19 protein-coding genes are annotated in these 20,845 nt (G+C 39.4%); 4 read left to right on the top strand and 15 right to left on the bottom strand.

The genetic code is table 11. The features are described from left to right. The first annotated feature begins 28 nt into the window (after window positions 1-28). Window positions 29-1,009, top strand: coding sequence for an App1 family protein (locus KIV10_RS11840; protein ID WP_214113997.1), 981 nt, complete (start codon window positions 29-31; stop codon window positions 1,007-1,009). Between the two features lie 45 nt (window positions 1,010-1,054). Here the strand turns inward: KIV10_RS11840 and KIV10_RS11845 are convergent, their stop codons facing one another. Further along, window positions 1,055-1,576 (bottom strand): PRC-barrel domain-containing protein, encoded by a 522-nt coding sequence (locus KIV10_RS11845; RefSeq protein ID WP_214113999.1) that lies wholly within the window; start codon window positions 1,574-1,576, stop codon window positions 1,055-1,057. 17 nt (window positions 1,577-1,593) lie between these two features. Further along, window positions 1,594-1,797, bottom strand: coding sequence for a hypothetical protein (locus KIV10_RS11850; RefSeq protein WP_214114001.1), 204 nt, complete (start codon window positions 1,795-1,797; stop codon window positions 1,594-1,596). Between the two features lie 224 nt (window positions 1,798-2,021). Here KIV10_RS11850 and KIV10_RS11855 point away from each other — a divergent pair, with 224 nt between their 5' ends. From KIV10_RS11855 to KIV10_RS11865, 3 genes are all read left to right on the top strand, one after another. Then, the gene (locus KIV10_RS11855) at window positions 2,022-3,143 is read left to right on the top strand and encodes a vWA domain-containing protein (RefSeq protein ID WP_214114003.1); all 1,122 of its coding nucleotides are present in this window, start codon (window positions 2,022-2,024) and stop codon (window positions 3,141-3,143) included. A gap of 28 nt (window positions 3,144-3,171) precedes the next feature. Next, on the top strand, window positions 3,172-4,635 hold the full coding sequence (locus KIV10_RS11860; RefSeq protein WP_214114005.1) for a magnesium chelatase: 1,464 nt from the start codon (window positions 3,172-3,174) through the stop codon (window positions 4,633-4,635). A gap of 168 nt (window positions 4,636-4,803) precedes the next feature. Continuing rightward, window positions 4,804-5,436: a fasciclin domain-containing protein gene (locus KIV10_RS11865; RefSeq protein ID WP_246516291.1), complete on the top strand. Its 633-nt coding sequence runs from the start codon at window positions 4,804-4,806 to the stop codon at window positions 5,434-5,436. A 55-nt stretch (window positions 5,437-5,491) separates the two neighbouring features. Here the strand turns inward: KIV10_RS11865 and KIV10_RS11870 are convergent, their stop codons facing one another. The 13 genes from KIV10_RS11870 to KIV10_RS11930 form a co-directional block, all read right to left on the bottom strand. Next, on the bottom strand, window positions 5,492-6,151 hold the full coding sequence (locus KIV10_RS11870) for an ATP-binding cassette domain-containing protein (protein WP_214114006.1): 660 nt from the start codon (window positions 6,149-6,151) through the stop codon (window positions 5,492-5,494). 289 nt (window positions 6,152-6,440) lie between these two features. After that, the gene (locus KIV10_RS11875; protein ID WP_214114014.1) at window positions 6,441-7,013 is read right to left on the bottom strand and encodes a YdeI/OmpD-associated family protein; all 573 of its coding nucleotides are present in this window, start codon (window positions 7,011-7,013) and stop codon (window positions 6,441-6,443) included. Beyond that, a complete protein-coding gene (locus KIV10_RS11880; RefSeq protein WP_214114016.1) occupies window positions 7,013-8,644 on the bottom strand; it encodes a M1 family metallopeptidase in 1,632 nt (543 codons plus the stop codon). The genes KIV10_RS11875 and KIV10_RS11880 overlap by 1 nt, the downstream gene beginning before the upstream one ends. 198 nt (window positions 8,645-8,842) lie before the next feature. Beyond that, entirely contained in the window at window positions 8,843-9,199 is a 357-nt protein-coding gene (locus KIV10_RS11885; protein WP_214114018.1) for a four helix bundle protein, read from the bottom strand. 49 nt (window positions 9,200-9,248) lie between these two features. Continuing rightward, a complete protein-coding gene (locus KIV10_RS11890; RefSeq protein WP_214114020.1) occupies window positions 9,249-10,583 on the bottom strand; it encodes a M28 family metallopeptidase in 1,335 nt (444 codons plus the stop codon). A gap of 149 nt (window positions 10,584-10,732) precedes the next feature. Next, window positions 10,733-11,596, bottom strand: a complete 864-nt coding sequence (locus KIV10_RS11895) for a hypothetical protein (protein WP_214114022.1) — start codon at window positions 11,594-11,596, stop codon at window positions 10,733-10,735. A gap of 128 nt (window positions 11,597-11,724) precedes the next feature. Then, the gene (locus KIV10_RS11900; RefSeq protein ID WP_214114024.1) at window positions 11,725-13,533 is read right to left on the bottom strand and encodes an acyl-CoA dehydrogenase family protein; all 1,809 of its coding nucleotides are present in this window, start codon (window positions 13,531-13,533) and stop codon (window positions 11,725-11,727) included. 50 nt (window positions 13,534-13,583) lie between these two features. Then, window positions 13,584-13,949: a four helix bundle protein gene (locus tag KIV10_RS11905; RefSeq protein WP_214114026.1), complete on the bottom strand. Its 366-nt coding sequence runs from the start codon at window positions 13,947-13,949 to the stop codon at window positions 13,584-13,586. A 25-nt stretch (window positions 13,950-13,974) separates the two neighbouring features. Continuing rightward, window positions 13,975-15,162, bottom strand: a complete 1,188-nt coding sequence (locus KIV10_RS11910; RefSeq protein WP_214114028.1) for an acetyl-CoA C-acyltransferase — start codon at window positions 15,160-15,162, stop codon at window positions 13,975-13,977. Window positions 15,163-15,272: 110 nt separating this feature from the next. Beyond that, on the bottom strand, window positions 15,273-17,681 hold the full coding sequence (locus KIV10_RS11915) for a 3-hydroxyacyl-CoA dehydrogenase/enoyl-CoA hydratase family protein (RefSeq protein WP_214114030.1): 2,409 nt from the start codon (window positions 17,679-17,681) through the stop codon (window positions 15,273-15,275). Window positions 17,682-17,733: 52 nt separating this feature from the next. Beyond that, on the bottom strand, window positions 17,734-18,174 hold the full coding sequence (locus KIV10_RS11920; RefSeq protein WP_214114032.1) for a MarR family winged helix-turn-helix transcriptional regulator: 441 nt from the start codon (window positions 18,172-18,174) through the stop codon (window positions 17,734-17,736). Window positions 18,175-18,348: 174 nt separating this feature from the next. Further along, on the bottom strand, window positions 18,349-18,675 hold the full coding sequence (locus tag KIV10_RS11925; RefSeq protein WP_214114033.1) for a DMT family transporter: 327 nt from the start codon (window positions 18,673-18,675) through the stop codon (window positions 18,349-18,351). Further along, window positions 18,675-20,459: an AMP-dependent synthetase/ligase gene (locus tag KIV10_RS11930; RefSeq protein ID WP_214114035.1), complete on the bottom strand. Its 1,785-nt coding sequence runs from the start codon at window positions 20,457-20,459 to the stop codon at window positions 18,675-18,677. Before KIV10_RS11930 ends, KIV10_RS11925 begins: the two co-directional genes overlap by 1 nt. Window positions 20,460-20,845: the final 386 nt, after the last annotated feature.

The following is a 20,845-nucleotide window of genomic DNA, read 5'->3' on the forward strand; positions in this document are numbered from 1 at the left end:
TGCTAAACCGTTAACAAATTCTCAATAAGTGAAGCTTGATTTAAAACTGTACCGTGGCTATGTAAATGACGAACAATTGGTGGTTTTTGGCCACGTTTTCAGGTCTTGGGCACCGGATAAATATAGATTGGACCGAAAAGGGATTCGGCATGCGGTTTCCATAATTCATATGTTCCGAATAAAGCCTTTGGAAAATGTGGAGGTACGACTGAAATTCCGAAATATTGAGGTAACCACAAAAACCTTGAAAGATGGTTACTTTCGGTTCACGCTTCCGTTTACTGAAAATTTGGAAAGTGGCTGGCATACGTACGAGGTAAGTTGCAAAATTGCAGAATTCGGTATTGTGGAAACTTCGGAATTGCTTAAACCTTTTGAAAGCAAAGTGGGCGTGATTTCAGATATTGACGATACTTTTTTGGTTTCACATAGCCGAAGCTTTTTCAGAAAACTGTATGTGCTGCTTCTTCGGAATATTAACAAAAGAAAAATTTTCACGGATGTAGCCAGACATTACCAAGCCTTAAGCCACGCGGGCCAAGAGAATGCAGAAATTTTCAACTCCTTTTTCTTCGTATCCAGCAGTGAATGGAATCTGTACGAGTTTATTGATTCCATTACACGAATGCACGAGTTGCCAAAAGCGGTCATAAAATTGAAAAAGATCAAAACGGGGATTTCAGATTTTTTATTTACCGGCCGCGGAAGCCACGATCATAAATTTGAAAAAATCAAGGATATTATTATGTTCTATCCAAAATTGCAATACGTACTTTTGGGTGACGATTCGCAACGCGATCCTTTTTTATACGAGCGTATTGTGAAGATTTTTCCAGAAAATATTCGTGCAATCTACATTAGGCAGACATCGCGGCATCGAAAAAGGGAAACTGTCAAAATTCTAGAAAATATAGAATCGCTGAACGTATCCACGTGCTATTTCAAAAACAGCGAAAAAGCCATTGAGCATTCAAAAAAGATGGGTATTATTGAAAAGGCTATCTTCTAATTTAAATTTTAAAATCCAAATTAGATAAGACAGCCTTTAAAAAATTTAATCTCTGCGGTTATAGCGAGCGCGGTCAAATTCATCCCGCTCATAAAATTTTCCATCCTCGTAAACGTGATCCTGCGGAATATTTCTGTTGAAGGATTTTAAAATTACAGACTCATATTCCCTGTTTAACGATTGGCCTTGCTGATATCTTTTAGTTTCGGCAAAAGTTCTGTGGTCAATTCCATTAGTTATTACCGTATTATTTTTTGTGTCCAAATTGACCATGCCAATAGGTACAATCACGTGGTTTTCACCATCCTTGTTTACAAATTCTCTAATGTCCACATTGTTTGGTCTGCCATAGGGGTCGTGTTTGGCATCAATTATAGTTTTATCCACGTGTACATCAAGATAAACCACGCGTTTCATTTCTTTGTTTACAAGCAAGTTTTCTACTTTTCCCACAACGCGGTTGTCTGCATCGCGCACATCCCAACCGCGTACATCCGGATCATCGCTGGCCACTTTGTAATCTGAAAGCTCGTTTAAATTATATAAATGTTTTTCTTCGGTTTTCATAGCTTAAATTTTGTTGGTTAATATTGGGTAGTTGAATCTTCTACTGGGGTATCATAATTCTCATCCATTTGTTCAATACTGTTGTTTTCAACTTCATTTTGTTCCCTATCGTCCATGGTGTCCTGATAGTTCCAGAAAAAATAAACACCAACGAGTATTAATAGGACTAAGAGAATCCAAGGCCATACCGGTTTTTTCTTTTCAATTTTTATTTCAGCCATAATCAAAAAATTTTGAGGTTAGAATTAATTTGAATTTTAAAATTAGGGAAAGAATTTTTTCTGAAAATGGATGTGCTGCCTAAATTACTGTTAACTAAATTGTTAATTATTGCCAACTTGGCTTTATTAAATGGTCATTTCGGAAATGCTGAAGCCGCTGATTTTTGGTAGTAGTTTAACGTTTCCATTTTTTTTCTGATACAACTTTGTTTTATTTTTAAGAAATGGAAAATAAGAAAAGAAGAGGTGGATTCGTTTTTACGAAGCACCAAGCGGAAGAACAATCTCCTTTTGAAAAGTTGTTTGAGATTTTTCAAGAATTAATCACCCATACTTCTGGTGATTTTGATGAAGCCATAAATTGGTTGGAGCAACTGGATGAAGAATACCAATTGACTACGGATGATTATACCATCGATGATTTTATTGAAGAATTAAAAGAGCGCGGCTACATTCGAGAAGAAATTTTGCCTGATGGAAAAGGCGGTCTTGCCATAACCGAAAAAACGGAGCGTGCTCTTAGAAAACGTGCTTTGGAACAAATTTTTGGGAAGCTCAAGCGAAGTGGTGTGGGAAATCACCGCACAAAATTTACTGGCACTGGAGATGAAAAAGCGGGGGAATTCCGTGATTACAGATTTGGCGATGCACTCGACCAAATTTCGATGACAGAAAGTATAAAGAACGCTCAGGTAAATCATGGGATTGGCGGTTTTTCCCTCGCAGAGAACGATTTGGTGGTTGAAGAGACTATGTACAAAAGCCAAATGAGTACGGTCCTTATGATTGATATAAGCCATAGTATGATCCTTTATGGTGAAGACAGGATTACTCCGGCAAAGAAAGTGGCAATGGCTCTTTCAGAATTTATTACCACAAGATACCCGAAAGATACTTTAGATATTTTGGTTTTTGGGGATGATGCCTGGCCCATTAAAATAAAGGATCTACCTTATTTAAATGTAGGTCCCTATCATACAAATACCGTCGCTGGCTTGCAATTGGCAATGGACCTTCTCCGCAGAAAGAGAAACACGAACAAGCAAATTTTTATGATTACTGATGGAAAGCCTAGCTGTATGCGTCTACCGGATGGAAGATTTTACAAAAATAGCATGGGCCTCGATTCCAACATTGTAAATAAATGTTATGGGATGGCGGCCCAGGCCAGGAAACTTCACATTCCCATAGTTACGTTTATGATTGCGCAGGATCCTTATTTAATGCAGTTTGTGGATAATTTCACGGCAGCCAATCAGGGTAAAGCATTTTATACGGGGCTTCAAGGTTTAGGCGAAATGATTTTTACCGATTACGAGGCAAACAGAAAAAAAAGAATTCGATAATATTTCAAAAATAAATAAGAAGAATAAAATGAATTTAGAACACATCAAAACCTTCGGACAGTTAAAAAAAGAAGGATATGAATATAAAAGTGTAAAGGAAGAACTTCGCCGAAATTTACTTCAGAAATTAATGAAGAAAGAAACCGTATTTGAAGGAATTCACGGATATGAATATACGGTAATCCCAGAATTGGAAAGGGCAATTCTTTCAAAACATAATATCAATTTATTGGGATTGCGCGGGCAGGCAAAAACGAGGTTGGCCCGGCAAATGGTTAGCTTGCTAGATGAGTATATTCCGGTGGTTGAAGGAAGTGAAATTAATGATGACCCCTTCAAACCCATTTCCCGATTTGCAAAAAATCTGCTGGAAGAAAAAGGAGATGACTTGCCCATAAAATGGATGCACCGCGATGAAAGATTCTATGAAAAACTAGCAACGCCGGATGTTACCGTAGCCGATTTAATTGGAGATGTAGATCCCATTAAAGCTGCAAATTTGAAATTGACGTATGCTGATGATCGCGTAATCCATTTTGGAATGATCCCGCGAAGCAACAGGTGTATTTTTGTAATCAATGAGTTGCCGGATTTGCAGGCGCGGATTCAAGTGGCACTCTTCAATATATTGCAGGAAGGGGATATTCAGATTCGTGGATTTGCGCTTCGATTGCCTTTGGATATTCAATTCGTTTTCACTGCAAACCCCGAAGACTATACCAATCGCGGAAGTATTGTGACACCATTGAAAGATAGAATTGGGTCCCAAATTCTTACACATTATCCGGAAAGTATTGACATTGCTAGAACCATCACGCAACAGGAAACAGCAAAAACTTCAGAAACAAAACCCAATATTTATGTTCCGGAGCTAGCGAAAGATATTTTGGAACAAATAAGTTTCGAAGCCAGAGAAAGCGAATATATTGATAACAAAAGTGGCGTTAGTGCTCGACTTAGCATCACGGCCTATGAAAATTTATTGAGCACGGCTGAAAGAAGGTCCCTAAATACGGGCGATGAGAAAACCACAATCCGTATGGGTGATTTTATGGGGATTATTCCCGCAATTACGGGAAAGGTGGAACTTGTTTATGAAGGTGAGCAGGAGGGGGCATCCCAAGTTGCGCAACAACTAATAGCCAGCGCAGTAAAAACCCAATTTGAAAGTTATTTCCCAAAAGTTGAAAAATTGAAAAAACAGACGGATGCCGATCCCTATGCTGAGGTGGTTGCTTGGTTTTTCGAAGAAAGCAATTTTGAATTGTTGGATTCTTTGACAAATACAGAATATGAAAAAGAGTTAAACAAAATTGAGCCGTTGGATCGTTTGATCAAAAAATACGCTTCAGATTTTCCTAAAAAGGATGTTTATTTTTTAAAGGAATTTATCCTTTGGGCGCTCGTTGAACTGAAAAAATTGAGCAAGTATAATCTTAGTTCTGGCGTCAGATTTAAGGATGTTTATGGTAGCTATATCAATGATTTATAATTTTTATGAACTAAATTGAATTATTTTTTAAGCCAAAATATTGAAAATCTGAAAGTTGGATTCGCTAAAAAATTTCAAATTTTTAACTTAAAATTAATAGGATTTGGCAAAAACTTTGGCTGACTTCTGTATATCTTTGGGGCAAACAAAACATCAACTTATAAAATTATGAAACTAAAAACAATCGTAATGTCTATGGCAGTTGTAGCTATGTTATTTGCTAGCTGTGAGGACTCAAAAAAGAAAGAAGCTGAAGCACAAGCTCAAGCTGAAGAAATGCGCATGCAACGTGAGCAGGATTCCATGATGAGATTGGAAGAAGAAAACAAAATGAAAATGGCAGATATGGAAGCTAATTCCATTGCAGCTAAAGCTATGAACAACGAGAAGTATTCTACTCTGGTTGCTGCATTGCAAGCTGCTGAACTTGCTGACACTTTCAAAGGTGAAGGTGAGTACACAGTATTCGCTCCAACAAACGAAGCTTTCAGCAAAGTACCTAAAGCAACATTGGATAACCTAATGAAGCCAGAGAACAAAGCTCAACTTCAAGCATTGTTGAAATATCACGTAGTAGCTGGTAAGTGGAACGCTGCTGATGTTCAGAACAAAATCAAAGAAAACAATAACAATTACGAGGTTACTACTTTAGACAACCAAACTTTAACTCTTTCTGAGAAAGATGGTAAAGTTATGATTAAAGATGCTACAGGTAGTATGAGCACTGTTGTTGACGCTAACATGGACGCATCAAATGGTGTTATCCACGGTATCGACAAAGTTCTTATGCCAAAAAAATAATCTAAAAATCTTATTTTTTGAAACCCCAGATTTTTCTGGGGTTTTTTTATGCCCTTTATTTTCGTAGATACCCGAAATCTTTTAAATCGTTAACAGTATCTATGTTGTATAATTTTCCATCATGCATAAGTTTATTATTGGTTGAAATTTCGAAGACATCATTGTAGTAATGATCTGTAATTATAATACCTTTAAAATCCAATAAAGAAATTAAAAGTTCTTTTACTTTATCTTTATAAATTGGTTCCAGCATTGAGAAGGGTTCGTCCAGCATCATAAATTGATGATCCATTTGAGCTATCAATAATACTTCAAAATAGCGAAGCTCGCCCAACGAAAGTTTTCCCGTTACTGTATTGCTAATCTTTGCAATAAAAGGATCATAAAATATTCGGTCCTGTTTTTTTTCTTCCGAAAAATAGATAGGAATTATATCCCGAACTTTTAAATTTTTAGGCAAAAAGGATTCTTGTGGTAGGTATGAGACTATCTGTTCTTTTATTATTTCTGAAGGTTTTATAACTTCATTATTATATAAAATATTAATGGAATTTCCCTTCATTTTCCCGAAGATCATTTTCAACAACGTGGATTTACCGCAGCCATTTCTTCCAAAGATTGCAACAATTTCACCGGTTTTCAGCGTTAGTGAGACATCTTTGAAAATAGATTTTTTTCCAAAGAATTTTGTGGCGTTGGAAATAGCGAGTTCCATCTAGAATAAAATATAAAGAACAGTGGCAACAAAAGCCAATGGAATGGCCACTAAAAGGTTTATAAAGAATGAGGTTTTAAAGAGTTTAAGTTTCGTCAAACCCAGATTATGATAAAAATACCATTTCGATTTATGTAAAATTTGAAAGCTCCAAAATCCTATGAAAATGCCCAAGAAAACAAAAACAAGCATTGCCCAGATTATGTTTGAAAAAGAAGCGCAAACTGCGGTAAATGCCATTATATATGGAAAAATTGTTTTATAAAATTGCCAATGCGCTCTTATCACTTTAGGTTCTATATTTTATATTTTTCTCACAATTATCTATTATTTCTAAAATTCGTTTCATTCGTGTTTCGGTCCGTTTTGCTTGATTTAGCCAATAGAGATAGCTCTTCTGCGCACCCCTATTAAAAGTTTTATAGTTTTCAAAGGCAATAGGGTTTTCACCAAATGCTTTCTTCAAATCTTCTGGAATAATTAAATTTTCAACATCATCCAGCGCGCTCCAACTTCCGTTTTTCTTCGCTATTGCTATGGCCTGCTTTCCGCTTTTGTGAATAAGTCCTTGCTTTTGCAATTCTTTTAAATGATTTTTGTTAACCGCACTCCACACACTTTTGGGTCGGCGTGGGCAAAAATATTGCCGGCGTTTTCCCTCGCCCATACTTTTTGATGTGCTGTCAATCCAACCGTAGCACAGGGCTACCTTTACTGCTTCTTCCCAACGCATAGTTGGAATATTGGTTTCTAATTTGTACAAGATCAAATAGACACCTTCGGTATGCGTTTGATGATTTTCGTGGAGCCATTCCCTCCATTCCGCATCAGTTTTAAAGTAAAGTTCCATTTTGGAATCCATTATTTTACTTCTTCAGAATTCACATAGAAATCAGCTTTAATCTTAAGTGAAGATATAGGGTTGCTCAATTGCTTTTCGGTCCATTCGGCTTTTGGGTAAATCCATTCTTCGCTTCCATCAATGATGGCTATCACGGGCATATCAAAGCCATTAACGATGTTGGTATATCGAAATTTAACCGAATTATCCTCAAACATATATTCTATTTTTGGCACTTTTATCGTTCTTAAATATTGTTGCCAAAATTCCGTGAGGTCTATGTTGCTTTCTTTTGAAATATATTCCTCAAGTTGCTTGCTGCTTATAGTCTGATGGTAAAATTCCTTGTTTAGCCCACGCAGAATTGCCCTCCATTTTTCGTCATCATCAATCAGTTGCCGTAATGTGTGCAGAATATTGGCACCCTTATAATACATATCACTGCTGCCCTCGCGATTTACATTATAAATGCCTATAATTGGCCTATCGTTTTGAATATTATTCCGAAGGCCAATAATATATTCTGATGCCGCTTTTTTTCCGAAAAAGTAATCCAGATACAAACTTTCCGAATAATTTGTAAATCCCTCATGAATCCACATATCTGCCACATCATTATTGGTTATATTGTTCGCAAACCATTCGTGGCCGCTTTCGTGGATTATTATGAAATCAAATTTTAATCCCCATCCGGAGCCTGAAAGATCGCTGCCCAAATACCCATTCCCGTATCTGTTCCCATACGTTACGCTGCTTTGGTGCTCCATTCCCAAATACGGTACTTCTACGAGTTTGTAGCCATCTTCATAAAATGGATACGGGCCAAACCAATGCTCGAAAGCTTCCATCATTTTTGGAGCTTGTTTGAATTGTTCTTTTGCCTTTTCCTCATTTTCCCGAAGCGCATAATAATCCATATCAAGTGTTCCATTTTCACCTTTGTATTTTTCGCCAAAGTGAACATAATCCCCAATATTTAAGTTTACGCCGTAAGTATTTATAGGATTTTTTACTTCCCAAATCCAAGTTTTTGAATCCTTATTTTCAATAGTTTTCAGTAATTTTCCGTTGCTCACGTCCATCAAATCCTTCGGCGTTGTTACTGAAATTTTTACACCGTTATCTGGTTCATCTGCGGGATGGTCTTTTAATGGCCACCAAATACTCGCACCGATTCCCTGATTTGAAGTTGCTATAAAATGTTTCCCGTTGCTATCTTTTTTCCAAGTAAATCCGCCATCCCAGGGTGGGCGGATTGCCTCTTTCGGGGTACCAGAGAAGAAGATGGTTATTTCAAGTTTTTTTCCCTCTTTCTGATTTTTTTGAAGTTTTAGTAAATGTGCATTTCCTTCGGAAGTGAATTGAATTTCTTTTCCATCCTGTAGCACTTTATCAATCTGCATCGGCTTTTGAAGGTCAATCTGCATTACATTATTCGGCTGTAAAACTTCATAAGAAATAATATTGCTTCCTGAGATATTTTTCTCTGAAGGATTTATTTCCACAGAAAGATTATAATGCAAAACGTTCCACCACGCTCTTTCCGGGGTTATGCTACCGCGAAGGGTATCGGCGCGAGTAAATTTCTCCTGGGAAATTAGAATGCTGGTTGATGCAAAAAACAGAGAAATAATTAGAAGCTGTTTAATCATAGTTTATTTTTTAAATCACAAATCACAAATCACAAATCACAAATCACAAATCATAAATCACAAATCACAAAATTCAAATCACAAATCACAAATCACAAATCACAAATCCCAAATCACACAGTCTAAATCCCAAATTTCAAATCACAAAATCCCAATTTTAAAAATCAATTCAGAAAGTAGAAATTAAAGCTTATTGCATTATCTCCTTTTTCTTTTTTCTACAATTGCTGAGAAGATTTTTCTGAGTTCATCGGCTTCCTTTATCAACTCAAGCAATTCTCTTTGGTGAGCTTTATTAAAATCATTCTGCAAAAGTTTTAACCAAAGTAATGATTCCTTGGCTTCCTTTCTGCAAATCTTAATTCTAAAGTCAAAATCTTTATCACTTATATGCTCATTGGATTCTATATAATTAGCTGCTACAGAACCCGAAGAACGAACTAATTGTTTCAAATCTTCAATATTTGCAATGCTTTTCTGAAAAGTATATGCTAATAGTCGGACAGAATTTGCAAATTGAAAAGTTCTGCTTTCCAAATCATAAGGTTTTTTCATTTTTGGGATTTGATTTTTTGAGATTTGTAATTTATTTATTCAGAAATCTCTATCTAAAAACCGAATTCGGAAAAACAAACACACTTTCGTGACCATTCTCACCTACCGCGGCCACTCCGAAAAAATAATTGTCAATTACAATCCCTTCCAAAGTAAATTCTGAGACATCGCCCACATATCTGCTATACTCCCAAGTTGGGGAAGTGGTATCACGCCAATAAATTGTATATCCCTTTGCGCCGGCAACCTTGTCCCATTTCAATCTTGCGGAAGCTTCCACCACGCCGCCAATTGCAACATTTTTTGGCTCAGCAGGAGCCCACGCCAAACATGCCATATTTATTGCGTTCACGGCAGTTAGTTTTGCCGCATAATCAAAGTTTACGAATTTCAATTTATCCCCATATTCAATCCCGTTTTCGGTGCGAATGTCCTGATGTTGCTGGTTGTAATTTTCGTGCGCTTCCATAATTCGTATTCCCGCCCAACCCAAATCGTTGAAGGGGCGATGGTGCCCTCCGCGACCAAAGCGATCCAACCGGTAGATGAGCATCGGGTTCATTTCTGGCATGTAAGTCTTTGTTGTTTTAAAAACGTAACGGGCAAGTTGGCGCGAAATGCCATCCACTTCGCCACCGTAAAATCTTCGCATTTGTCTTTCTTTTTCAGTTTCAGTTGGCGGAACAGGTTCAGAAAATATTCGAAAATCGCGATTGCTAATTACACCGTCAACACCTTCAATATTACCAATCATATCATTATTGAAAACACCAATAATTTCCCAACCTTGTTCCTTTGCAAAATCCGCAAAACCTTTTCCACCAAAAAGACCCTGTTCCTCGCCGCTCAAACCTAAATAAACTATGCTGCTCTCGAATTTATATTTTGAAAGGACCCGCGCAGCCTCTATAGTTCCAGCCATTCCACTGGCATTATCATTGGCACCGGGCGCATCTTTGGTAAAATCGCTACTATCGCTATTTCGTGAGTCTATATCGCCGCTCATTATGATATATCTATTGGGATATTTTGAGCCTTTCTGAACCGCGGCCACATTTACAATCCAAGTATCTTTTGGTACACGGTCATTGCCTTCGGCCTTGACGAAATCCTTCTGATAAAAAACGTTTAGACAATTGTTGCATTCCTTTGAAACTTTTTCAAATTCAGATTTAATCCATCTGCGGGCAGCGCCAATGCCGCGCGTACTGCTCACGGTATCGCTGAAGGTATTTCGCGTTCCGAAATTGGCGAGCGTGGTTATATCTGTCTTAATTCTTTCAGCAGACACAGATTTAATGATATCATATATTCGAGGGTCTGTTTGGGAAAATGAGAGGGCAGAAATGGTGCAGAAGAAGAAGAAGAGAAGCAATTTTTTCATTGGAATATATTTTTCTTAAATGTACCAAAAATGATGGGAAAGACCTACAAGGTTACGGAAAGCTTGAAGGAGTTATTAGATACTTTGCAAATACCTACGAGATTTTGGAAACCTTGCAGGAGAAATCTTGCAGAAGGGTTTACCTAAATTTACTTGTTCGCTACCAAAGCAAGTTTTTTTGTGTCAGGGCTTATGGCGAGCCGCGTAATATCTTTGAGTCCGTATTCTTCAAGGGAAGCTACCTGTACCCAATCTGGTTCACCTAAAGTGTCATATAGATAAAGTTTGTTGCCACTCGCAACAATCACTTGGGTGTCGTTAATCCAGACATAATCCTGAATTCCAATTGGCAATTCAGTAATAAAAAAACTTTCAAAAGAATTCATATCCAGCATATACATGTCTAGATTGCCTGCATCATTTATTAACGAATAACTCATGGATTGGGTCTTTGGAATTTTTTGAAGCGACCTTCCGGCATTTCGGAATAATGTATCTGTCGTATTTTTTTGCAAATCAATAAGTGCCAAATCCATTTTTTCACCATTCAAAACTGTAGAAAGAATGGTTTTATCATTGTAAAATGCAAAATACGCAACTTGGATATTTTCGATTAAATCTGAAGAATTTCCCATTTCAGAATTGTATTTGTAAAGTCGCTGCAAGCCATCCTTATCTAATCTTACTGCAGCTAAATCATTATTTGAAGGGAATTTTTGTGGGGAATATTCGCTGCCTTGTGTTATTTTATTTTTCCATTTTGAAGTTTTTGAAATCAAATCATATTCAGCGATATCTGTTTGGCCATTGTTATTTCCCGCGTATAGCAATGCTTCATTTGAAGCGAAAGAAGGCTGATTGTTATAACCGTCATTAGTTGAAATTTTCTGTACATTCAATAATTCCAACCCTTCATAAGCCATGGAAAAATCACAAACGTATATGGCTGAATTTTCTTGTGCGAAGTTGAAATAATTGATAAAAAGTAGGGAAAGAAACAGGAGCTTTTTCATTGTAACATAATTTTCATATAAAATAACAAACACTGCGCCATAAAATGGGAAACCACGAAAACGCAAATATCATAGAATTTGTGTTTTCGTGGTTATACCTACAAGGTTTTGGAAACCTTACAGGATTATTAAAAAGGATATTTATTTTCCGCAATCACTTTTTCAGCGATTGTTCTTCGCAATTCACCAATGTTTGGGGTATTTTGGTATTTGGTAAATCGCTTCAATCCCATCAACATCATTCGCTGTTCATCGCCTTCGGCAAAGGAAAGAATGGCTTCTTTTGCTTTTATGGTAATAATATCAACCGCGTGGTACAGATACAATTGCGCCATTGCAATCTGTTGTTTTTGTGAATCCTTACCAAAACGTTTCGCATTTTTATATGCACGCAGAACCCCACTTTCCGCCATGTATATTTCAATAAGAATATCGGCTGCGGCCATCAATGTTTGCTGATGTTCTTCCAGTGCCGTTCCATACTTTTGAACAGCGCTTCCGGCAACCATTAAAAATACTTTTTTCAATTTGCCGATCATCGCTTTTTCCTCGGAAAGCAATTCAGAATAATCGGGAGTTTCAAAAGAAGGAATGCCCATTAATTCTGAAGCTACTGCTTGTGCAGGATTCAACAAATCCACGTGGCCTTTCATTGCTTTTTTTACAAGCATTCCCACGGCGAGCATTCTATTGATTTCGTTTGTACCCTCGTAAATACGGGCAATTCGCGCATCGCGCCAAGCAGATTCCATTGGTGTATCGGCGCTAAAGCCCATTCCCCCAAAAATCTGGATTCCCTCATCGGCACAATTCTGGATGTCTTCGGAAACTGCCACTTTTAAAATGGAACACTCAATTGCGTATTCCTCAACGCCTTTAAGCTCCGCTTCTTGATGGCTATTGCCTTGTTCCACGCGCATCGAAATTCTGTCTTCAATATTTTTTCCGGCACGGTATGTAGCACTTTCACTCACGTAGGCATTGGTTGCCATTTCGGCCAATTTCAATTTAATGGCGCCGAAGGAAGAAATAGGCACTTTAAACTGAATGCGGTCGTTTGCATATTTCACCGCCTCTGTAATCACACGGCGTTGTGCATCCAGACTTGCGGCGGCGAGCTTAATTCGTCCAACATTCAATGCGTTCATTGCAATTTTAAATCCATCGCCGCGCCCAGCCAACATATTTTCCACCGGTACTTTTGTTTCGTTAAAGAAAACCTGTCGGGTAGAGGAGGAGTGAATTCCGAGCTTCTTCTCTTCCTCACCTAATGAAATTCCATTTGAAGGATCATTTTCAACTATAAATCCGGTGATATTTTTGTCGTCTTCAATGCGTGCGAAAACAATAAAAGTGTTGCAAAAACCAGCGTTCGAAATCCACATTTTCTGTCCGGTAATGGAATAGTACTTTCCATCTTCGGAAAGGACCGCTTTTGTTTTTCCGCTATTGGCATCACTTCCCGCCCCTGGCTCGGTCAAGGCATACGCGCCAAACCATTCACCGGTTGCAAGTTTAGGAACGTATTTTTTGATTTGCTCCTCGGTACCGTATAACGTAATTGGCATCGTCCCAATCCCCGTGTGCGCACCGAAAGCCGTAGCGATGGAGCCCGTAGCGCCAGAAATATAGTCGCAAACCAACATGGTGGTTACGAAACCCATCCCCAGCCCGCCGTATTCCTCAGGAACGGCAACGCCAAGCAAGCCAAGTTCGCCGGCTTTGCGCATAATTTCTTCCGTGAGTGCATAATCCTTGTGCTCGAACCGCTCTTTGTTCGGCCAAATTTCACGTTCCACAAATTCCTTGACGGAATCGCGCATCATTTTTTGTTCTTCGGAAAAATCCTCTGGGGTGAAGATGTCTTCGGCATTTGTTTCTTTTACTAAGAATTGGCCGCCTCTTAATAGTTCGGACTTATTTACTTGTGTCTCCATATTTCTTATTTTGTATGTTGAATTCTAAATTTTAAATGAAAATTTAGATGTTATTTTTTCTTCAAATTGTCTTGAGCTGTAATTATTATTTTGGTCAAAATGTTTATTATATGTTCTATTTCCATCAAAAAAGGAGAAATATTGAGTTGTGTCAAATCAGACTTGTCCAAAAGTTTAAGCCAATATCTTGTTTCGCGTGCTTCCTTTGAAGCGATGGACACTTTATTTATAAAATCCTTTTTCGATTGGGCTGCCGACGCCTCTTCAACATTAGCGCCTATACTGGTCGCCGAACGTAATAGCTGTTTTGAAAGAATGAATTCCTTTTCTTTTTGAAGTTTTTTATATAAAGAAATTATATCGAGCGAAAACTTAAAGGTTTTGTCTATTATAATATTTTCCTTCTTCGGCTCCATTCATTCAAAATTTAGAATTCAGAATTTATAATAGCTCATAGATACCAGCCGCACCCTGCCCAGTACCCACGCACATCGTAACCATTCCGTAGTTGCCCTGTAGATTTCGTTTTCGCATTTCATCAAAAAGTTGGACGGAGAGTTTTGCGCCTGTACATCCAAGTGGGTGCCCCAAAGCGATTGCGCCACCGTTTACATTTACTTTTTCCTTATCTAATCCAAGTTCGCGAATAACGGCAAGTGATTGGGAGGCAAATGCTTCGTTCAATTCAATTAATTCTATCTGATTTTGATTTAATCCAGCTTGCTTCAGGGCTTTTGGAATAGCATACACCGGACCTATACCCATTATGGCGGGTTCTACGCCAACGGCGGCAAAACTTACCAATCTGGCGATGGGTTCAAGATTTAGTTCCTTTACCATTTCCTCACTCATAACTACAGCGAAGGCAGCACCATCACTCATTTGTGAAGAATTTCCAGCGGTCACACTGCCGCCTTCGGCGAAAACGGGACGCAGTTTTGATAGCGCTTCCACATTAGTCCCCTTACGCGGGCCTTCATCTTGGTTTACCGTGTACTTTCTGGTTTCCTTTTTACCGGAATCGTTAACAAATGTTTCTTCCACTTCAATAGGAACAATTTGCTCCTGAAAACGGTTTTCATCCTGCGCCTTTAACGCACGCATTTGGCTGGTGTAAGCAAATTCGTCTTGGTCCTCGCGGGAAACGTTGTATTTTTTGGCAACCGCTTCGGCAGTCAATCCCATATTCCAATAGTAATCCTCGTGTCCTTCCTTCGCCAACTTATAGTCGGGAACGGGTTTGTAACCGCCCATCGGGATGTAGCTCATACTCTCCGCACCGCCCGCAATAATGCAATCTGCCATACCACTTTGAATCTTTGCGGCTGCAATGGAAATGGTTTCCAATCCCGAAGCACAATAACGATTTACCGTCATTCCGGGAATATCAACAATGTCAAGACCCATCAACGAAATCAGCCTACCCATATTCAAGCCTTGTTCAGCCTCGGGCATTGCGTTACCTACGATTACGTCATCAATTCGCTTTTTGTCGAGTTGTGGCAATTCATTCATAATGTATTTAATGGTTTCCGCCGCCAGTTCGTCTGGACGCTTAAAGCGAAAAACCCCGCGAGGCGCTTTGCCAACTGCGGTTCGGTATGCTTTTACTATGTATGCTGTTCTCATAATCTGCCCCCTCTAACTCCCCCAAGGGGGAGAAATTATTACGGGGTATTTTTAATTATACATTCGTTTTCATTATTTCTCCTCCCCTTTGGGGAGGTTGGGAGGGGCTTTTAATTTCTAAGCGGTTTCCCTTTCTGTATCATATGCTGAAGTCTTTCCAGTGTTTTCCGTTCTCCGGTTAGGCTTAAAAATGCTTCTCTTTCAAGGTCGAGCAAATATTGTTCGCTTACTTGCGTGGCTTCACTTAAATCGCCACCCGCCATAACGTACGCTAGTTTGTTGGCTATTTTCTTATCGTGTTCGCTGATGTAATTTCCTGCGAGCATTTGGTCTGTACCCACTAAGAACATCCCCAAGGCCTGTTTTCCAAGCACTTTAATATCTGTTCTTTGAATGGGTTTCGTATAGCCTTGGTCTGCCATAAACCGGGCAACTTCCTTGGCGGCTGCGATTTGGCGTTTTGGGTTTACAACTACGATATCTTTTCCTTTTTGAAGAATACCCGTGTCATACGCTTCGTAAGCTGAAGTTGAAACTTTTGCCATCCCAATTGTGAGGAAATATTCCTGGAGTCTGTTGAGCTCCACATCATCTTTTTTGAAGGAATCGCTTGCACGGAGCGTCATTTCCTTGGAGCCACCGCCACCGGGAATTACCCCAACACCAAATTCCACCAAACCAATATAGCTTTCCGCAGCGGCTACTACGCGATCTGCGTGCAAGGTAAATTCGCAACCGCCGCCAAGCGTCATAGCGTGCGGAGCAACTACCACGGGAATGGAAGAGTATCGCAAACGCATGCTGGTATCCTGGAAATATTTGATGGCAGCGTTCATTTCATCGTATTCCTGCTCTACGGCCATCATAAAAATCATTCCAATATTGGCACCTACGGAAAAATTCTTGCCGTTGTTTGCAATAACGAGACCATCGTAACTGGCTTCGGCAATGTCAATAGCCTTGTTAACGCCAGCCAACACATCGCCGCCAATGCTGTTCATTTTGCTTCGGAATTCAACGTTAAGAATTCCATCGCCCAAATCTTCGACCACCACATCTTTATTGCTCCAAACCTCCTTAGATTTACGGATGTTGTCCAAAATAATAAAGGCATCCTGGCCGGGAATTTTTTTATGGGTCTTTTCTGGAATGCTGTAATAATAGGTATTGCCCTCACGCACATCGTAAAAACTGTCCACACCATTTTCCAGCATTTCATTTACCCAAGGTGCGGGCTCTTTGCCTAAATCCTTTATAAGCTCAATTCCCTTTTTAACGCCAACAGCATCCCAGATTTCAAAGGGTCCTTGTTCCCAACCGAAGCCAGCTTTCATGGCATCGTCAATTTTGTAAAGTTCATCGGTTATTTCTGGAATTCTTTTGGAAACGTAGGCGAACATTGCCCCAAAATTCTTTCGGTAGAATTCGCCAGCTTGGTCTTCGCCTTCAATAAGAATTGGGAAACGTTCGGTAACTTTATCCACCGACTTTGTTTTCTCCAACGTATCAAAAGAAGCCTTTTTGCTTTTTCTGTATTCCATGGTTTCCAGATCCAAGGAGAGGATCTCACTGCTGCCGTCGTCATTTTTTACTTTTTTATAAAAACCTTGACCGCTTTTGCTTCCCAACCATTTCTTTTCCATCATGGTATCGATGAATCCGGGGAGCTGGAAAATGCCGTGCTCTTCATCATCGGGCACGTTTTCATAGATTCCGTTGGCAACGTGCACCAACGTATCCAGCCCTACCACATCAACTGTTCTAAAGGTTGCGGATTTTGGCCTGCCTATTACCGGACCGGTCAATTTATCTACTTCCTCAATGGTAAGACCCATATCCTTCACTTGATGGAAAAGGCTTTGAATGCCGAAAATCCCAATCCTATTTCCAATGAATGCCGGTGTGTCTTTTGCGACAACTGAAGTTTTCCCGAGGAATTTTTCGCCGTAACCGTTTAAGAAATCAAGTACTTCCTTGGAAGTTTTTGGCCCGGGAATAATTTCAAAAAGTTGGAGGTAGCGCGGTGGGTTGAAAAAATGGGTACCGCAGAAATGCTTTTGGAAATCCTCACTTCGGCCTTCGCTCATAAATTTAATGGGAATACCCGAGGTGTTTGAAGTAATAAGCGTACCGGGTTTTCTATGCTTGTCCAGATTTTCAAAAACCTGTTTTTTGATGTCGAGACGCTCCACAACCACTTCAATAATCCAGTCTGCCGTATTTACTTTTGCAATATCATCCTCAAGGTTTCCTGTGGAAATCCGCTTTGCGAAATCTTTGTGGTAGAGTGGGGCGGGATTGCTTTTTATGGCCTTTTGCAGATCGCCGTTCACGATTCTATTTCTAACAACCTTATCTTGGAGCGTAAGTCCTTTTTTCTTTTCGTCATCAGTAAGTTCGCGCGGAACGATGTCCAGCAACAAAACTTCCACACCAATATTTGCGAAATGGCAGGCAATGCCGCTTCCCATAATTCCGGAGCCGATGACCGCTACTTTGTTAATTCTTCTTTTTGACATTTTTTTGAGTTGTAAGTTAAGAGTTCAGAGTTAAAAGCTCTGAATTCTGTATTTATTTTGTTTCGTATATTTTCTTTGAACTTACCAATTCATTAATAGTACTGGCTACTTTTTTGAAAGTCTGAAGATCTTCGGCGGAAACGTTTTTCTGTACGGCCTCATCAAAACCCAGGACTACACCTTTGGAGAATTCCCGCATTTCCTTGCCAAAGTGTGTTAAGTGGATTAACACCCCGCGGCCGTCGTCCGGATTTGGTTTCCGTACAATCAACCCTCTTTCCTCCATAGATTTCAATGTGCGCGAGAGGCTGGTTGCCTCCATTCCCATTTTTGGGCCGAGCGCCGTGGATGGCGTTCCCTCTTCTGGGTCTATGCTTATAAGTGCAAAACCAGTGGCCATAGTACTTCCCTTTTTCCCAGCTTCCTCATTGTACATTCTGGTAACGTTCATCCAAGTGGAACGGAGAATATAGTCTATGGTTTTTTCCTTCATCAACTGATTATCAAAAATGTGAAAACCAAAGATACAAAAATTTATTATGCACGCATAGGAAAAAGATGTTAGAATTTAGAATTTAGATGTGAGACGTTAGACAAAAGACAAAAGAAATGAGAACAGAGACAAGAGAGCAGAGAATATAGAAATTACTTAAGAGTAATTAGAACTTTAATTGGCAACAAATTTTAGTCCGATAATTGAAATTATTAATGTTGAGATGAAGAAAATACGCCAAAAGGTGGCGGGTTCATTGAAATAGAATATCCCTATAAGAACAGTTCCCACAGCGCCGATTCCTGTCCAGACGGCGTAAGCTGTGCCAATGGGTAAGGATTTGGATGCTTTGATGAGAAGAAACATACTTACAAAGAGGCAAAGCATAAAACCCCCGAACCACAATTTGGTGATTAGTCCGGAGGTTTCCTTGACTTTTCCAAGGCAGAAAGCGAAAGCTACTTCAAAAAGACCTGCGATGATTAGTAGGAGCCAGTTCATTAGTCCCCGCTATGCTCATAAATCTTATCATACAGATTTTTGAACTTCTCTTTAATTACTTTACGTTTCATCTTCATAGTGGGGGTGAGGTGGCCACCTTCGATGCTCCATACTTCTGGGGTTAGCTCAAATTTCTTTACCTTTTCCCATTTGCCGAAACGTTCGTTATAGAAATCAATTTCCTTTTGGATTCGTTTTATTACGGCTTCATTTTTTACCATTTCCGTAGGATCTGATGGAATGTTCTTGCCTTTTTTATTTCCCCATTCCTTTAAAAATTCAAAATCTGGTTGGATAAGCGCTGCTGGCATTTTCTCGCCTTCACCTACCACCATAATCTGATCGATAAATCGGGATTGCTTCATTGCGTTTTCGAGTACTTGCGGCGCAACGTATTTACCGCCGCTGGTTTTAAACATCTCCTTCTTGCGGTCCGTAATTTTTAGGAAACCATCTTTATCTATTTCGCCAATATCACCCGTATGGAAATAGCCGTTTTTGAGGACTTCATCCGTTTGCTCTTGGTTTTTGTAATAACCACACATTACTTGTGGGCCTTTGATTAGGATTTCACCATCCTCGGCAATCTTCACTTCAGTTTCCTTTAGCGGTTTTCCCACGGTACCGATTTTAAATCCATGGTCGCGCATATCGTTTACCGAAACGACTGGGGAGGTTTCGGTAAGACCGTAGCCTTCCATTACGGGAATCTGCGCAGCGTTAAATACCCGTGCCAACCGAGGTTGCAGGGCTGCACTTCCGGAAGCAATGGCTTTAAGATTGCCACCCAAGGCTTCGCGCCACTTGCTGAAAATCAATTTATTGGCTAGTTTCAGTTTGGTTTCGTACCACCAACCGTTTTGTCCGTACGGCTCATATTTCAAACCGAGGTCAATGGCCCAAAAAAATAGTTTTTTCTTAATTCCCGTAAGTTCGGCACCCTTCCCATAAATTTTATCATACACCTTTTCCAGAAGACGCGGCACGGCGGTCATTACATCTGGTTTTACTTCCTTTAAATTATCGCTAATGGTCTCCAGGGATTCAGCGAAGTTTATTTCGACCCCGCAGTATTGGTACATATAAAGAATCATCCGTTCGTAAATATGGCAAACGGGAAGGAAGCTGAGCGCTTTGGATTTTCCCAATTCTATGGGCAGTCGGTCTGCACTAAAAATACTATTTGAGGCTATATTTTTATGTGAAAGCATTACGCCCTTAGGCTTGCCCGTAGTTCCGGAAGTATATATTAATGTTGCCAGATCATCTTCGGTAATGGCATCTTTTCTGCTTTCGACTTCATTTTGGTTGCTATCATCCTTTCCATCTTCAAGAATTTCCTTCCAGTTTTTCGCCCCTTTAATTTCATCAAAGGTGTACACTTCCTTTAGGGAAGGCACATTGTTTCTGATTTTTTGCACCTTATCATACACCTCCTTGCAGGAAGCGAAACAATATATGGATTCACTATGATTGAGAACGTACTCATATTCCTCTTCTGAAATCGTGGGATAGATAGGTACGTCCTGCGCTCCGGTCTGCATAATGCCGATGTCGCAAATATTCCATTCCGTGCGGTTGGTCATGGAGATAATGGCGATTTTATCGTTCGGTTTTACGCCCATTTTTATAAGCGCGCGGCTTAAGGCGTTTGCTTTGTCTATATATTCCTGAGTGGATGTGGCTTCCCAGGTTCCGTTAAATTTGGTTACCAGTGCTTTTTGCTGTGGATATTTTTCCAATTGGTAGTAGGGAAAGTCGAAGAGTCTTTTTGGTTCTTTCATGGAATTTTTATTGATAAAGTGAAAATAGGGATTTTTTTCAAGTTATCTATTAATGGGGGATTAGATTTTAGACTCTAGACTAGAGACTAGAGAGCAGAGACTAGACGTAAGACTTAAGATGTGAGATCTGAGATGTGAGATCTGAGATGTGAGATCTGAGATGTGAGATCTAAGACGTAAGACTTAAAAAGTATGATGTAAGATGTAGGACTTGGTTATTTCTTGAGGCTTAAATTTCAAGGTTCAGGGTTCAGGGTTCAGGGTTTAGGGTTTAGGGTTCAGGGTTTAGTGTTCAGTGTTCAGGTTCAATGTTTAAAGTTGAAAATTTTTAATTCAAATGTGAAGACTTGATTTTGCTTTTAGAATTTTGGATTAAGGATGTTTGC

The organism is Aequorivita echinoideorum (assembly GCF_018476645.1).
GTDB classification, from domain to species: Bacteria; Bacteroidota; Bacteroidia; order Flavobacteriales; family Flavobacteriaceae; genus Aequorivita; species Aequorivita echinoideorum.

What these genes read in the sequence shown, in the direction of transcription:
- KIV10_RS11865 (WP_246516291.1), top strand. Translation starts at nt 4,804, where the DNA reads ATGAAACTAAAAACAATCGTAATGTCTATGGCAGTTGTAGCTATGTTA.
- KIV10_RS11900 (WP_214114024.1), bottom strand. Translation starts at nt 13,533, where the DNA reads ATGGAGACACAAGTAAATAAGTCCGAACTATTAAGAGGCGGCCAATTC.
- KIV10_RS11875 (WP_214114014.1), bottom strand. Translation starts at nt 7,013, where the DNA reads ATGGATTCCAAAATGGAACTTTACTTTAAAACTGATGCGGAATGGAGG.
- KIV10_RS11845 (WP_214113999.1), bottom strand. Translation starts at nt 1,576, where the DNA reads ATGAAAACCGAAGAAAAACATTTATATAATTTAAACGAGCTTTCAGAT.
- KIV10_RS11930 (WP_214114035.1), bottom strand. Translation starts at nt 20,459, where the DNA reads ATGAAAGAACCAAAAAGACTCTTCGACTTTCCCTACTACCAATTGGAA.
- KIV10_RS11880 (WP_214114016.1), bottom strand. Translation starts at nt 8,644, where the DNA reads ATGATTAAACAGCTTCTAATTATTTCTCTGTTTTTTGCATCAACCAGC.
- KIV10_RS11870 (WP_214114006.1), bottom strand. Translation starts at nt 6,151, where the DNA reads ATGGAACTCGCTATTTCCAACGCCACAAAATTCTTTGGAAAAAAATCT.
- KIV10_RS11905 (WP_214114026.1), bottom strand. Translation starts at nt 13,949, where the DNA reads ATGGAGCCGAAGAAGGAAAATATTATAATAGACAAAACCTTTAAGTTT.
- KIV10_RS11915 (WP_214114030.1), bottom strand. Translation starts at nt 17,681, where the DNA reads ATGTCAAAAAGAAGAATTAACAAAGTAGCGGTCATCGGCTCCGGAATT.
- KIV10_RS11860 (WP_214114005.1), top strand. Translation starts at nt 3,172, where the DNA reads ATGAATTTAGAACACATCAAAACCTTCGGACAGTTAAAAAAAGAAGGA.
- KIV10_RS11855 (WP_214114003.1), top strand. Translation starts at nt 2,022, where the DNA reads ATGGAAAATAAGAAAAGAAGAGGTGGATTCGTTTTTACGAAGCACCAA.
- KIV10_RS11890 (WP_214114020.1), bottom strand. Translation starts at nt 10,583, where the DNA reads ATGAAAAAATTGCTTCTCTTCTTCTTCTTCTGCACCATTTCTGCCCTC.
- KIV10_RS11850 (WP_214114001.1), bottom strand. Translation starts at nt 1,797, where the DNA reads ATGGCTGAAATAAAAATTGAAAAGAAAAAACCGGTATGGCCTTGGATT.
- KIV10_RS11895 (WP_214114022.1), bottom strand. Translation starts at nt 11,596, where the DNA reads ATGAAAAAGCTCCTGTTTCTTTCCCTACTTTTTATCAATTATTTCAAC.
- KIV10_RS11885 (WP_214114018.1), bottom strand. Translation starts at nt 9,199, where the DNA reads ATGAAAAAACCTTATGATTTGGAAAGCAGAACTTTTCAATTTGCAAAT.
- KIV10_RS11920 (WP_214114032.1), bottom strand. Translation starts at nt 18,174, where the DNA reads ATGAAGGAAAAAACCATAGACTATATTCTCCGTTCCACTTGGATGAAC.
- KIV10_RS11925 (WP_214114033.1), bottom strand. Translation starts at nt 18,675, where the DNA reads ATGAACTGGCTCCTACTAATCATCGCAGGTCTTTTTGAAGTAGCTTTC.
- KIV10_RS11910 (WP_214114028.1), bottom strand. Translation starts at nt 15,162, where the DNA reads ATGAGAACAGCATACATAGTAAAAGCATACCGAACCGCAGTTGGCAAA.